This window comes from Nocardioides albertanoniae, assembly GCF_006716315.1.
Classification (GTDB): domain Bacteria; phylum Actinomycetota; class Actinomycetes; order Propionibacteriales; family Nocardioidaceae; genus Nocardioides; species Nocardioides albertanoniae.
Map to the genome: position 1 here is coordinate 2225888 of NZ_VFOV01000001.1, position 14035 is coordinate 2239922.

At 69.0% G+C, this 14035-nt stretch carries 12 protein-coding genes; 3 read left to right on the plus strand and 9 right to left on the minus strand.

Going from position 1 to position 14035, the window contains the following annotated elements; translation table 11 throughout:
- Window positions 1-4: 4 nt before the first annotated feature.
- The 4 genes from FB381_RS10615 to FB381_RS10630 all read right to left on the minus strand — a co-directional run bounded on the left by FB381_RS10615 (window position 5) and on the right by FB381_RS10630 (window position 4751).
- A complete protein-coding gene (locus tag FB381_RS10615; RefSeq protein WP_141780266.1) occupies window positions 5-670 on the minus strand; it encodes a response regulator in 666 nt (221 codons plus the stop codon).
- On the minus strand, window positions 667-2043 hold the full coding sequence (locus FB381_RS10620; protein WP_141780267.1) for a sensor histidine kinase: 1377 nt from the start codon (window positions 2041-2043) through the stop codon (window positions 667-669). The genes FB381_RS10615 and FB381_RS10620 overlap by 4 nt, the downstream gene beginning before the upstream one ends.
- Before the next feature lie 99 nt (window positions 2044-2142).
- Window positions 2143-3411, minus strand: coding sequence for a DEAD/DEAH box helicase (locus tag FB381_RS10625; RefSeq protein ID WP_246088055.1), 1269 nt, complete (start codon window positions 3409-3411; stop codon window positions 2143-2145).
- Between the two features lie 185 nt (window positions 3412-3596).
- Window positions 3597-4751, minus strand: coding sequence for a zinc-binding dehydrogenase (locus FB381_RS10630; protein ID WP_246088056.1), 1155 nt, complete (start codon window positions 4749-4751; stop codon window positions 3597-3599).
- A 117-nt stretch (window positions 4752-4868) separates the two neighbouring features.
- Between FB381_RS10630 and thrS the strand changes: the two genes are divergently transcribed.
- The gene (gene thrS / locus FB381_RS10635; RefSeq protein ID WP_141780269.1) at window positions 4869-6878 is read left to right on the plus strand and encodes a threonine--tRNA ligase; all 2010 of its coding nucleotides are present in this window, start codon (window positions 4869-4871) and stop codon (window positions 6876-6878) included.
- A 72-nt stretch (window positions 6879-6950) separates the two neighbouring features.
- Here the strand turns inward: thrS and FB381_RS10640 are convergent, their stop codons facing one another.
- From FB381_RS10640 to FB381_RS10660, 5 genes are read right to left on the minus strand one after another with little or no spacing between them, the layout of a single operon-like run.
- On the minus strand, window positions 6951-8327 hold the full coding sequence (locus FB381_RS10640) for an MFS transporter (RefSeq protein ID WP_141780270.1): 1377 nt from the start codon (window positions 8325-8327) through the stop codon (window positions 6951-6953).
- Window positions 8328-8354: 27 nt separating this feature from the next.
- A complete protein-coding gene (locus FB381_RS10645; protein WP_141780271.1) occupies window positions 8355-9359 on the minus strand; it encodes a 2Fe-2S iron-sulfur cluster-binding protein in 1005 nt (334 codons plus the stop codon).
- Entirely contained in the window at window positions 9356-10318 is a 963-nt protein-coding gene (locus FB381_RS10650) for a PdxA family dehydrogenase (RefSeq protein WP_211352386.1), read from the minus strand. Before FB381_RS10650 ends, FB381_RS10645 begins: the two co-directional genes overlap by 4 nt.
- A gap of 2 nt (window positions 10319-10320) precedes the next feature.
- Window positions 10321-10785, minus strand: a complete 465-nt coding sequence (locus tag FB381_RS10655; protein WP_141780273.1) for an aromatic-ring-hydroxylating dioxygenase subunit beta — start codon at window positions 10783-10785, stop codon at window positions 10321-10323.
- Window positions 10785-12047, minus strand: a complete 1263-nt coding sequence (locus FB381_RS10660) for an aromatic ring-hydroxylating dioxygenase subunit alpha (protein WP_141780274.1) — start codon at window positions 12045-12047, stop codon at window positions 10785-10787. Before FB381_RS10660 ends, FB381_RS10655 begins: the two co-directional genes overlap by 1 nt.
- A gap of 113 nt (window positions 12048-12160) precedes the next feature.
- On the opposite strand from FB381_RS10660, the gene FB381_RS10665 reads away from it, so the two are divergent.
- Window positions 12161-12907 (plus strand): IclR family transcriptional regulator domain-containing protein, encoded by a 747-nt coding sequence (locus FB381_RS10665; RefSeq protein ID WP_211352387.1) that lies wholly within the window; start codon window positions 12161-12163, stop codon window positions 12905-12907.
- A gap of 129 nt (window positions 12908-13036) precedes the next feature.
- Window positions 13037-14032 carry an AurF N-oxygenase family protein gene (locus tag FB381_RS10670; protein ID WP_141780275.1) on the plus strand — a complete coding sequence of 332 codons (996 nt, stop codon included), beginning with the start codon at window positions 13037-13039 and terminating at the stop codon, window positions 14030-14032.
- Window positions 14033-14035: the final 3 nt, after the last annotated feature.

Genomic DNA, 14035 nt, shown 5'->3' on the forward strand with positions numbered 1-14035 from the left:
TCGCTCACTCGTTGGGAGGGCTCGCCAGCAGCCGGTGGCGGTGGATCAGCACGACGGCCTGCACGCGGTCGCGCAGCTGCAGCTTGGCCAGGCACGAGGAGACATGGGTCTTCACGGTCGCCTCGGTGAGGAAGAGCCGGTGGGCGATCTCGTTGTTGCTCAGCCCCTCGCCGATGAGCAGCAGCACCTCGCGCTCGCGGGTGGTGAGCAGGGCGAGCTCGGCCGGCGGTGCGGGGGCTGCCACTGGTGTGTTCGCGCTGGTCACGCGCCCGATCACGCGCATGGTGACCTCCGGGGCGAGGAGCGCGTGGCCGTCGGCGGCCGCGCGCACGGCCTCGGCGAGCGAGTCGGGGTCGGCGTTCTTGAGCAGGAAGCCGCTGGCGCCGGCGGCGAGCGCGTCGAAGAGGTAGTCGTCGCGGTCGAAGGTGGTCAAGATGATGACCTTGGCGTGCCCCTCGGCGACGACCGTACGAGTGGCCTCGATGCCGTCGGTGCCGGGCATCTGCACGTCCATCATCACCACGTCGGGCCGCAGCTCGCGTGCCTTGGCGATCGCGTCGGCGCCGTCGGAGGCCTCGCCGACGACCGAGATGTCGTCCTCCATCGAGAGGATGAGACGGAACCCCGAACGCACCAGCTGCTGGTCGTCGGCGAGCAGCACCCGGATCATCGCGCCGCTCCTGACGCGGCGACCACGGCCGCCTCGAGCGGGAACCGCACCCGCACCCGGAAGCCCTGCACGGCGCGCGGCCCGATGTCGACCTCGGCCCGGCGCACGGCAGCCCGTTCGCGTACGCCGAGCAGCCCCAGCCCGCTTCCGGAGGTGGCGTGCCGTGGGCGGCCGTTGTCGGTGATCTCGACCTCGGCGTAGGGAGAGGCGGCGCTCGGGTCGACCCGGAGGACGACCCGGGCGCGGTCGGCGGTGGAGTGGCGGCGCACGTTGGCCAGCGCCTCCTGGATGATCCGGTAGACCGAGTGCGCCAGCGGCACCGGCAGCGTATCGACCGGACCGACGCCCTCGTAGTCGAGCCGTAGACCGCCCTCGCGGGCCTCGTCGAGCAGCGCGGGCAGGTCGGCGAGGCGCGGCTCCGGGCGGCGTACGCCTTCGCCGGGTGCTTCGGGGCCATCGGGATCGGCGTCGGAGGCCGGATCGCGGAGCGTGCCGAGCAGCGAGCGCATCTGCGTGACCCCTTCGCGCGCGGACGCCTCGACGTTGCCGAGCGCCCCGGCGGCACCGGCGATGTCGTCGGGGCGGCCCCGCTCGAGCAGCTTGCGGCCGGCGGCCGCCTGCACGCCGACGACGGAGACGTGGTGGGCGACGACGTCGTGCAGCTCGCGGGCGATGCGGAGCCGCTCGTCGATCACGGCGCGGCGCTGGAGCTGTGCGGACTGGGCGGCGATGGTCTCGGCCTGGCCGGCGAGCTCGGCCCGCTGTCGCGCGCCCCGCCAGGAGACCTGGCCGCCCACGATCGCGCCGAAGAAGTAGAGCAGGTTGATCACCGTGGTGAGCAGCACGTAGGCCGTCACCGGGCCGATCAGCGAGGATCCCTCCGAGTCGGCGGTCGACTCGCGGATCTCGTCGAAGCCTGCGCCGACCGCGAACTGCCACGCCACCCAGGCGAGCATGAACAGGGTGATCATCCCCATCACGATCACCATGTCGCGCCGTCGCCGGGCCCAGGCCGCTCCGGCGAAGAACGCCACGAAGTAGATAACCTGCATGGGCAGCAGCCCCATCACCATCGGCACCCAGACGCCGGAGACGAACATGTGCACACCGGCCAGGATGGCGATCGTGAGCGGGAAGCGCCGCCGGAAGACGAGCAGCACGGCGCCGCTGATGACGGTCAGCCACTCGACCCAGATCGGCGCATGGCTGCTGTCGAGCGTGCCGACGCCGCGGATCAGCTCCAGCGTGACCAGGCTGCCGACCAGCACCGTCGCGCCGAGGATCCAGTCACCGAGGCTGATCGAGCCTTCACGCTCCCAGTCGTCGTCGGTCGCGAAGAAGGTGGCCAGCCGGCCGGGGGTCTGTGCGCTCACCCGCCCACCCTAGTTCCGCGGGCGGGTCACGGCCTCAGTCTCGAGTCGGAGATCCGCCTCGCTGGTCGGGCCGCGAGCGGGCCGACCAGCGGGCGAGGATCAGCGGGCGCCGGCGGCGCGCTGACGCTTGCGGGCCCGCGAGCCGGGACGGCTCTTCCGGTTGCCCGTGCCCTCGCCGGCCGGACGCCGCGGGGGCTGGCTGACGACCGGGACGTAGGCGCCGGGGCGCGAACGCTCGCCGGGTGCCAGCTCACTCAGGATCGGGTGGGTGGGGCCGTCGAGACGCGTGGTGGTCGGCTTGATGCCGGCGGCACGGGTCAGGCTGCGTACGTCCTTGACCTGGTCGGGAAGCATCAGGGTGACCACGGTGCCGGAGGCACCGGCGCGGGCCGTACGCCCGGAGCGGTGCAGGTAGGCCTTGTGCTCGGCGGGCGGGTCGGCGTGGACGACGAGGGTGACGTCGTCGACGTGGATGCCGCGGGCAGCGATGTCGGTGGCCACCAGCGTGGTCGCCCGGCCGGAGTGGAAGGCCTCGAGGTTGCGCACGCGGGCGTTCTGGGAGAGGTCGCCGTGGAGCTCGACGGCGGGGATGCCGGCGCGACCGAGCTGGCGGGCGACGCCCCTGGCGCCGTGCTTGGTGCGGGTGAAGACGACGGTGCGGCCCGGCGCGGCGGCGAGGTCGGCCAGCACGGGGATGCGGTGCTCGCGCGCGGAGAGGTGGAGCACGTGGTGGTCCATCTCGGCCACCGGCGACTGCGCGGAGTCGGCCTCGTGGATGACCGGCTGCTCGAGGAACTGCTTGACCAGCACGTTGACGCCCTTGTCGAGCGTTGCGCTGAACAGGAGTCGCTGGCTGCCCTTCGGGGTCGCGTTGAGCAGGCGGCGCACGGCGGGGAGGAAGCCGAGGTCGGCCATGTGGTCGGCCTCGTCCAGGACGGTGATCTCGATCGAGGACAGGTCGGCGTGACGCTGCGCGATCAGGTCCTCGAGCCGGCCGGGGCAGGCCAGCACGACGTCCGCACCCTTGCGCAGGCCGACGACCTGGGGGTTCTGGCCGACGCCACCGAAGACGGTCTGCATGCTGAGTCCGGCCGCCGCGGCGAGCGGACGCAGCGCCTCCTCGATCTGGCGGACGAGCTCGCGGGTCGGCGCGAGGATGAGGGCGCGCGGCTTGCCCGCCTTCGCCCGGGGACCACCCGCGAGGCGAGCGACGAGAGGAAGCAGGAAGGCGTACGTCTTGCCCGACCCCGTGCGTCCGCGGCCGAGAACGTCGCGGCCGGCGAGGGAGTCAGGCAGCGTCGCGGCCTGGATGGGGGTGGGGGTGGTGATGCCGTGGTGGATCAGGACGGCGTCGAGGTCTGCGGGCACGCCAAGCGCGCTGAAGCTCTGCTGAGACAAGGAGAAGTCAACTTTTCAAGCGAGGTGTCTCGCCATGGATGAGTTGATACCGAGAGCGGCCGGGGGCAAGACCGGGAACGGGCCGCTGTTGAAATAGATACTACCGGTAGGTGACCCGTCCACCAGAATCGTCGGAGGCCGATCACCGGCTGCGATCACGCCCAGGGGGCGACGAGGATCTTCGCATGGGTCTCGGGATCCTCGAGATCTGTGAACGCCTGGGCGACACCGTCGAGCCCGACCGTGCCGGTGTGGAGCGGAGAGGGGTCGACCTTGCCGCCCGCGATCAGCTCGAGCGTGCGGGCGAACTCGGCAGGGTCGTAGCCGAAGACGAACCGCAGGTCGATCTCCTTGTGGATCGCGATCGCCGGACGGATCGTGTCCGCCTCCATGCACACTCCGACGACCACGACTCGGGTGTGCAACGGAGCGGCGGTGAGCACCTGCTCCAGCATGCCCGGCACCCCGACGCACTCGAAGACGACCGGACCGGTCGGCGACTGCCCGAGGCGGTCGGCGTTGAGCAGCACCTTCTCCCACGGGAGCAGGGGGATGCGGCGTACGACCTGCATCGCGTCGATCCCGAAGCTGAGGTAGTCGGTGAGCGAGCCCACCGGGCCCCGTTGACGGTAGGCGTCCCACGGCGAGGACTCGCGCGGGTCGACGACGACATCGGCGCCGCACCTCACCGCCAGCGCGCGTCGGGCGGGGGAGAGGTCGGAGGCCACCACGGTGCGGACGCCCTGCGCCTTGAGCATGAGGATCACCGCCAGCCCGATCGGGCCGCAGCCGATGACCACGGCCGGGCGACGAGTGGAGACCGCCCCGCGGCGTACGGCGTGGAGGGCGACCGCCAGCGGCTCGGTGAAGACGGCCTGGTCCGGTGTGACGTCGTCGGGCACCGGGAAGGTGAACGCCTCTTGGACGACGCAGTACTCGGCGAACCCGCCAGGGGAGTCGACGTCGAAGCCGACCATGTGGACCTCGCCGTCGGTACGCAGCACCGGCAGCGCCGTCACCGAGGTGCCCGGCGTCCAGCGACCGCGCGTGCCCGGCCCGTACTCGACCACCGAGCCCACGACCTCGTGTCCCAGCACGATCTCCTGATCGGGCCGCATGGCGGTGGTGTAGCCGATCTCGGAGACGACCTCGTTGAGCTCTTCGCTGTGGTGGCGAACATGCAGGTCGGAGCCGCAGATGCCGGCACGCTGCACCTTGATCAGCAGCTGTCCCGCACCGGGCTCGGGCCGCGGCACGGACCGCACAGAGAGCTCGTTGTCCTGGACCACGGTCGCGCGCATCTGGTTCATCGGCCCAGACGTTACCGCGCGAGGGACGGAACCTATTAGCAACCACAGCGACACGGTGGATACGATCGGAGCGCCTGCTGAAGCAACCGCAGGACCCACCACACCACAGGAGAGATCGTGTCCGAGATCAAGATCGCCGTACTCACCCCCGACGGGCGCGAGGAGCGGACGGTCACTACGGGCACGAAGGCGTGGGAGCTCTTCGCGGAGACTCCCGACGTGATCGCGGCCAAGGTGGGGTCCGGCTCCGAGGAGCCCAGCCTCAAGGACCTCGCCTACGAGCTCGTCGACGGCGACGAGGTCGAGGGTGTCCTCATCGATTCCAAGGACGGCCACGACATCCTGCGCCACTCGACCGCGCACGTGATGGCGCAGGCGGTGCAGGAGCTCTTCCCCGAGTCCAAGCTCGGGATCGGCCCGCCGGTGACCGACGGTTTCTACTACGACTTCGACGTCGAGACCCCGTTCGTGCCCGAGGACCTGGCCAAGATCGAGTCCCGGATGAAGAAGATCATCAAGGCCAACCAGAAGTTCTCCCGCCGGGTCACCACCGACGACGACGCCCGCGTCGAGCTGGCCGACGAGCCCTACAAGCTCGAGCTGATCGGCCTCAAGGGCTCGGCTGCCGACGGCAGCGCCCAAGAGATTGCCGAAGGCGCCAGCGCCGAGGTCGGTGGTGGCGAGCTGACCATCTACGACAACCTCGACCGCAACGGCGAGATCGCGTGGAAGGACCTCTGCCGAGGCCCGCACCTGCCCACCACCAAGCGGATCCCCGCCTTCAAGCTGATGCGGTCCGCCGCGGCGTACTGGCGTGGTGACGAGAAGAACAAGCAGCTCCAGCGCATCTACGGCACCGCCTGGGAGTCCAAGGAGTCGCTCGAGGCCCACCTGGCCCGGATCGAGGAGGCCGAGCGCCGCGACCACCGCAAGCTCGGCCGCGAGCTCGACCTCTACTCCTTCCCCGACGAGCTCGGCTCCGGCCTGCCCGTCTTCCACCCCAAGGGTGGCGTGATCAAGCGGGAGATGGAGGACTACGTACGCCGCCGGCACATCGAGGAGGGCTTCTCCTACGTCGGCACCCCGCACATCTCCAAGGACGGTCTCTTCCACACGAGCGGCCACCTGCCCTACTACGCCGACACGATGTTTCCGCCGATGGAGCTCGAGGGCGCGAAGTATCAGCTCAAGGCGATGTCGTGCCCGATGCACAACCTGATCTACAAGGCCAAGGGCCGCTCCTACCGTGAGCTGCCGCTGCGCCTGTTCGAGTTCGGCACCGTCTACCGCTACGAGAAGTCGGGCGTCGTCCACGGTCTGACCCGCGTGCGCGGCCTGACCCAGGACGACAGCCACTCCTATGTCACCAAGGAGCAGGCGCCCGGCGAGATCAAGCACCTGCTCGACTTCGTGCTCGGTGTCTTGAAGGACTTCGGTCTCGACGACTTCTACCTCGAGCTGTCGACCCGCGACGCGGACAACGACAAGTTCATCGGCTCCGACGACCAGTGGGCCACGGCGACCAAGATCCTCGAGGACGTGGCCACCGAGTCGGGCCTCGAGCTGGTCGCCGACCCGGGTGGTGCGGCCTTCTACGGTCCGAAGATCTCCGTCCAGGCGCGTGACGCGATCGGGCGGACCTGGCAGATGTCGACGATCCAGTACGACTTCAACCAGCCGGCCCGCTTCGGCCTGGAGTACCAGGCCGCCGATGGCAGCCGGCAGGAGCCGGTGATGATCCACTCGGCCAAGTTCGGCTCCATCGAGCGGTTCCTGGGTGTGCTCGTCGAGCACTACGCCGGCGCCATGCCGCCGTGGCTCGCCCCGGTGCAGGTCGTCGGCATCCCGGTCGCCGACGCCTTCACCGACTACCTCTACGAGGTCGCCGGCAAGCTGAAGGTCAAGGGCATCCGGGTCGAGGTCGACGAGTCCGACGACCGTTTCCAGAAGAAGATCCGCAACGCTCAGCTGCAGAAGATCCCGTTCATGCTGATCGCGGGGGAGAAGGACGTCGAGGCGGGCGCGGTGAGCTTCCGCTACCGCGACGGCCACCAGGAGAACGGCATCCCCGTCGCCGACGCCATCGACCGGATCGTCGCCGCCGTCGCGTCCCACGAGCAGGTCTGATCAGAGCGACGCTCAGCTGACGATCGGCCCCTGGTGAGCAGCACCAGGGGCCGATGTCGTCGTGACGAAGGCCTACGCCGCCGCTGTCTCCGCGGAGATCTCGGCCTTGGCCCTCGCCTTGGCGCGTGCGCCCAGGTAGAGGACCAGGGCCCCGCACACCGCGGAGGGGACCGCCATGGCGAGGAAGAACTGCTCGGCGCTCCATCCGCCGGCGAGCATGGCACCGACGATCATCGGGCCGACGATGCCGCCGACACGACCGATGCCGAGCGCCCAGCCGACGCCGGTGGAGCGGACCTCGGCGGGGTAGAAGACGGCCGCGAGCGCGATCACGCTCTTCTGTCCGCCGCTGACCGAGCAGCCGGTCAGGAAGATGGCGATCAGCAGCACCCACACGGGGGCGCCGAGGGCGAGGCTCATGATCGTCAGGAACCCACAGCCGACGAAGTAGAGCGTGCTGAGCGCACCGAACGCACCCAGCCGGTCCATCGCCGGGCCGACCACGAACGCGATCGCGATGCCGCCGATCGTCGTCATCGAGGCCGCGGTGGCCAGGGTCGAGCTGGAGTAGCCCTGCTCGGTCAAGATGGTGGGCATCCAGCTCTGCAGGCCGTAGAACATGGCCAGGTTGAGCGCGAAGACCAGCCAGAGCAGGACGGTTCCGAGCAGCTGTCCGCCGCCGACGACCTCTCGGAGCCTGACCTGCTTGCCCTGCGCCTCCGACTCGGTCTCCACCCGCGGTGCGCTGACCGCGGGAAGGTTACGGTCGATCTTGCGGCACAGCGCGTACGCCGCCGCGTGGCGTTCACGCCGAGCCAGGAAGTTCAGCGACTCGGGCAGCCGCCAGGCCAGGATGACCGTGAGCAGGAGCGGGGCGAGCGCACCGACGAGGAAGACCGAGCGCCAGCCGTGGGCCGGGATCAGCCAGTCCGCGACGTAGTTGGCCGCGACGAAGCCGAGGGAGAACCCGCAGTAGATGGCGAGCACGAAGCTGGCGCGTACCTTCTTGGGGCTGAACTCGGCGGTGAGCGCGATCGTGCTGGGTGTCGCCGCACCCAGACCGATGCCGGTGATCAGCCGCATCACCAGCAGCTGGGCCTCGTTCTGCACCAACACCGAGCTGAGCGTGGTGAGTGCGAAGAGCAGCACCCCGCCGAGCACCAGCCGCTTGTGGCCGAACCTGTCCGAGAGCGGTGCGACCAGCAGGTAGCCGATCATCAGCCCGACGAGGGCCGCCGAGAAGATCGGGCCGAGGTCGGCCTTCTCCAGACCCCAGTCGGCGCTGATGGCCGGGGCCATGTAGTTGATCGCCTGGGTGTCGAACCCGTCGAGGAACATCACCAGACCGCAGAGCAGGACGGTGCCTCCCTGGAAGCGGCCGGTGCGTCGGGAGTCGATGAAGTCGGGGAGACGTACGGCGCCCCCGCCCGTGGTTGTTGTTGCTGACATGTGGACCCTTCGGAAGCTCGGAGGAGTTCAGGACGCGTTCGCGGCGCCCGAGGACACGAATGCGTCTGCGTGGAAGCGCTCGGGGTTGAAGCTGCGCTCCGTGATCAGTGCGTTGACGGCGGCGATGGTCATGGCCTCGCTGCCGCAGGCGTACACGTCGTGCTGGTCCAGGTCCGGGTAGTCGGCCAGCAGGGCGTCCTGCACCCACCCCGTCGCGCCCGTCCAGCTGGAGTCGGGGCGCGAGACGACGGGGGTGAAGGTGAGCCACTCGTAGCGCTGCGTCAACGTGCCGACCATGTCGGTGTCGTAGAGGTCAGCAGCGGTGCGACCGCCCCAGTAGAGGTGGATGGGGCGGGTCAGGCGTCGGGCGATGTGGTCCAGGATGATCGACCGCATCGGTGCGAAGCCGGTGCCGGTGGCGAGCAGGATGATGGGGGAGTCCCCGTCGGCGACATGGAACTCGCCGAACGGGGCCTCGATCTCCACCTCGTCGTGGAACCCGAGGTAGGAGAGGATCTTGTCGGAGAAGGCACCACCCGGCTCGTGCCGGATGTGCAGCTGCAGCGCATCGTTGTGCTGCGGGCTGTTGGCCATCGAGTAGGGCCGGGTGTCTCCGTCGGGCAGGATGATGTTGACGAACTGGCCGGCCTTGAACGGCGTACGCCGCCCGATCGGGTAGCGCAGGTCCAGGATCGTGATCCCGTCGGTCGCGGGCTTGATCTTGAAGACGGCGGTGGTGAGCCTCTTGCGGACCGGGGGCGTGCTCTCCTGGATCCGCCTGGGCGTGATCTCGACGTCGCCGGTCGGCTTGGCACGACAGAACTGCACCTTGTCTGCCGGACCGCAGACCACGCCCTGGTTCGGGGTGTCCAGGCTTCCGGCGTTGAGGGTGCCCTCGCAGGTCGCGCAGACGCCCTTGCGGCAGGAGTAGGGGATCGCCCAGCCGGCGGTCTCGGCCGCGTCGAGGATCGACTGGCCCTCCTCGGCGGTGAACGAGATGTCGGTGTCGGCGACGCTGATCGTGTGCGTCATGACGCCTCCTTCGGGGTGAACAGGCTGAGCGCGGACAGCAGGGCCGAGGGGTCGGCGACGCCCTGTCCGGCGATGTCGAATGCCGGGCCGTGCCCGACGCTGGAGAACGGCACACCGGCCCCGATGGTGACCGCCGCAGCGGTGCGGCCGGCGAGCAGCTTGACCGGGATGTGTCCCTGGTCGTGGTGCATCGCCAGGTAGCCGTCGCACTGCGGGTCGCCGAGCAGTACGTCGGCCCCGGTCGGGTCGGTGATGTCGATGCCCTCGCCGCGCAGCTTCTCGGCCGCCGGCCCGGAGACGGTCAGGTCGTCCTCACCGAAGAGCCCGCCTTCGCCGGCATGACAGTTGATACCGAACATGCCGAGCCGAGGGGCGGGGGTGCCCATCGACTCGAGCGCCCGGTGGAGCGCCCGGCCGGCGGAAGCCACCAGGTCGACGCTGAGCCGCTCGAGCGACTCGGCCATCGACAGGTGCAAGGTGACATGGGCGACCCGCAGACCGCCTCCGACCAGCATCAGGAAGACCTGGTCCCCGGGGGTGCCGGTCAGCTCTGCGACGAGCGGCGGGTAGCCGGCGAAGCCGATCCCGGCCGCATGCACCGCGGACTCCGAGTGCGGGCCGGCGACGATCCCGCGGTAGCCGCCCTCAGTCGCCAGTCCGACGGCGGTGCGTGCGTACGCGATCGTGGCGGCACCCGCCTCGGGGCGTACCTCGCCCACCCGGAGCTGGCCGGAGGTCAGCGCGCCGACGTCGACCAGGTCGCACACGCCGGCCTCGGGGAGACGCCCGGGCTCGGCCGTACGCAGCTCGATCCCGTACGCCGCGGCCGGCCCTTCGAGCGCGCACCGATCGCCGACGACGACCGGTGCGGCGCGGCCGAGCTCGGCGACCGCCTTCATCACGATCTCCGGGCCGGCCCCGAACGGATCACCGGTGGTGAGGAGGAGCCTGGGGGACACGCTCACAGCGGCAGCACCAGGAGAGTGTCGGTGCGGGTGCTGTCGCAGACCACGACGCGCCTCTTCAGCAGGGCCGTGCCGTCGACGAAGACGTGCTCATCGAGGTAGCGGCCGCTGGCGAAGACGTCGGTCGGGCCGTTGCCGGTGATCCGGACGACCAGGAAGGAGGTCTCGCTGGTGGCGCCGTCCTCGCTCTCCTCCAGGATCGCCGGCTGCCCGAGCAGGTGGCGGTAGGAGTGCGGCTCGTAGATGTTGGCTTCCTTGAGCGCGGAGATGCGGTCCTTGAGCATCGCCTTGTTGTTCGCCCAGATGACACCGGCCGGCAGGCCACGACGGTGGTTGTCGGCGGTGGTCACCTTGTAGAAGGCGTCGTCGGCGAAGTGCTCGGGCCAGTCCTCGATGGGACCGTCGTCGATCGAGCGGACGTAGCTGCCCTGGGCGCGACTGATCAGGGTGAAGGCGTCCATCACTTGCTCTCCTCGATGCTGAAGCCCATGGCCTCGCGGTAGACCTTCCAGAAGCCCCGGATGGAGGCCTCGGTGACCCGGCTCTCGCTGGAGACCGCTTCCTGGCCGCCCATCTGGACGGTCGCGAACTCCCCGCTGGCGCCGGCGATGCCGCGCTGGACGAAGCCGCCGATGGCGCCGTCCTCCATCGAGACGTACCCGGCCGGGCCGACCAGGTTGGACTGCTTCATCCGGACCAGCTGCTGCTCCTCGGTGTCCTCCTCGAAACCGAGATAGGTCCAGTGGAGGTCGGTCGTGTCGACGCCGGTCGGCAGCACCTGGCGTACGGCGATCGAGTTCTGGATCTGCTGCAGCACGAAGCCGGGGTAGACCGAGAGGATCTGGAGGGTGATGTCGTCGCCGACCTCGCTGAAGCTGTCGACCAGCGAGGGATCCTCGAGCTGGTACTCGGAGTCGGAGCGGATCTTCTGGTCCTTGTAGTGCTCGCCGGACTCGGCCTCACGGTTGATCGCGGACCAGCTGACGTGGTGGGCGCCGCTCTCCGAGACGACGATGCCGCCCTTCTGGTTCAGCTTGTTGAGCCCGAAGGTGGTGAAGAACAGGTGCAGGATGCTCGCGTGGTAGGAGTCCTTGACGTTCTCGATGTAGAGCTTCCAGTTGTTCGGCAGATTCTGGGTGAAGCGACCCAGCACCACCGGCTTGCGGCCGCCGAGGACCCGCTCGATGCGGTCGAGGATCTCCTGGCCGAGGTAGTCCTCGATGTCGGGGACGTCGTTGTCGAGGCTGCCGAAGATCAGGCCGTGGACGTTGGCGAGCCGGAGCCTGCGCGGGCTGTGCGCCCTCTTGCAGAAGTCCGAGCCCATCCCGCCCTTGCCGTTGATGCCCTCCTCGAAGGCGACACCGGTCAGGTCGCCCTGGAGGTTGTAGGTCCAGGCGTGGTAGACGCAGGTGAAGTCCTTCGCGTGGCCGTAGTGGTCCATCGCGATGAGCGAGCCACGGTGTGCGCAGCGGTTCTCGAAGGCATAGATCTCGCCGTCGAAGTCGCGGGTCACCAGCACCGGCTGCTCGCCGATGAAGGTTGCGCAGTAGTCGCCGGGCTCACCTAGCTCGGCCTCCAGGCAGAGGTAGCTCCAGAACGGTCCGTGGAAGATGTTCTGCTGCTCGGCGCGGTAGACCTCCGCGTCCTGGAACACCCAGTAGGGAACCTTGCTGAGCGCCTGGGGCCACTCGCGTGCGGCCATGGTGGTGGTCGCCTCTGACATCCGTCCTCCTGTTGAGACATTTCACTTGCGTTCGGATATCGAACACATGTATGTTTTCCGAACAGGACATACCAAAGTGGCTTTTGTCACAGGTGTCAAGAAGGGACGACGTCATGAGCGAGGGAATGGCTGGTCTGGCCAAGGGCCTGGCGGTGCTGGAGGCGTTCAGTCGGGAGTCGCCGAGACTGACGATCAGCGACGCCGCGCGGGCGACCGGGCTCAGCCGCGCGGCGGCTCGGCGATGCCTGATGACTCTCGTCGAGGCGGGCTATCTGACCTTCGATGAGAAGTTCTTCAGCCCGACCCCGAGGGTGCTCCGGCTCGGGGCGATCTACGCGGATGCGGTGCCCCTCCCGCAGCTGGCGCGACCGCATCTCACGGCCCTGCGAGAGGCGTTGGGCGAGTCGGTCTCGCTCGCTGTAATGGAGGGCGACGAGTCCCTCTTCGTGGCGCGTAGCGAGGTGGCGCGCGTCTTCGACGCCGGCGTGCGGGTCGGAGCGCGGCTGCCGCTGTATGCCTCGGCGACCGGACATGCCCTGCTGGCCGGTCTCGACGATCAGGACCTCGACGCCTATCTCGAGCGGGTCGAGCTGGTGGCGCGTACGTCTCGGACGATCCTCGATCACGCGCGGTTGCGCGAGCGGATCGAGGACGTCCGGCACGAGGGGGTCGCGGTCAGTGACGAGGAGCTCGAGGTCGGGCTGTTCGCGCTGGCGGTGCCGGTCAAGGATGCGCGCGGGGTCACGGTGGCGTCGATCTCGGTCAGCGCGGCGGTGGCGCGCCTGGACGTGGTGGAGTTCCGGAGCCGGGGCGGCGAGGCCATGCTCCGCCATGCCGAGCAGTTGGGCCGGCAGCTCTGACGCCGACGCATATTTAGATGTGACACTCCGTCGCGCGTACTCTTGTTATCGGGACACGTGTTCCGGTAACGTGAGTTTCGTAGTCACCAGCTCGACGCAGAACCCATACGGTGCAAAGGAGCGATCGTCATGACCGCCGTTCAGGATGAGAAGTCCACTGGATACGTCCGCCAGGGCAAGCAGGCCTATCTCGACACGCTCCGGACGCTGTCCGAGGCCTCGGTGGAGGTCAACTTCGACCCGTTCAAGGACATCGACTGGGACTCGGCCGAGCTCGAGGTGCGATCCGACGACGAGCGCTGGATCCTCAACGCGTCCGACGAGATCGGTGCCCACCCCTGGTATCAGGGTCTTCCCAAGCAGCGCCAGATCGAGATCGGCATGTATCGCTGGGCCCAGGTCGCCAAGGTCGGCCTGCAGTTCGAGCAGCTGCTCATCGGCGGTGTGATGAACCACCTGGTCTGGTCGGAGAACAACAACCCGGAGTTCCGCTACGCGACTCACGAGGTGACCGAGGAGACCCACCACACCCAGATGTTCCAGGAGTTCGTCAACCGGGTGAACCCCGACGTCGCCGGCGCGCCGACCTACTACAAGGTCCTGGTGCCGTTCCTGGCCTCGGCCGGTGCGTTCTTCCCGGAGGCCTTCTTCACCGGCATCCTCGCCGGTGAGGAGCCCATCGACCACCTGCAGAAGGGCGCGATGCGCTCCGGCGGCAGCCACCCCGCGGCCAACCGGATCATGCAGATCCACATCGCCGAGGAGGCCCGCCACATCGGCTTCGCCCACCAGTACCTCGAGCAGCACGTGCCCGAGCTAGGCCGGGTGAAGAAGACGGTGCTGGCCTACGTCTTCCCGCTCATCATGCGTCTGCTCTGCGACGTGATCATGGTGCCGAGCAAGCAGGCTCGCCACGACATGGGCATCCCCGACGAGGTCGCCAAGCAGATCTGGTGGAAGTCGGCGGAGTCGGAGAAGCTGCTGCGCGACCTCTTCGGCGACGTACGCCTGCTGGCCGACAACCTGGGCATCCGCAAGGGCCCGGCCAAGCTGCTGTGGAAGATGACCGGTATCGACGGCCGTCCTTCGCGCTTCCGCGCCGAGCCGCGCGCCGCCTCCTACTGATCA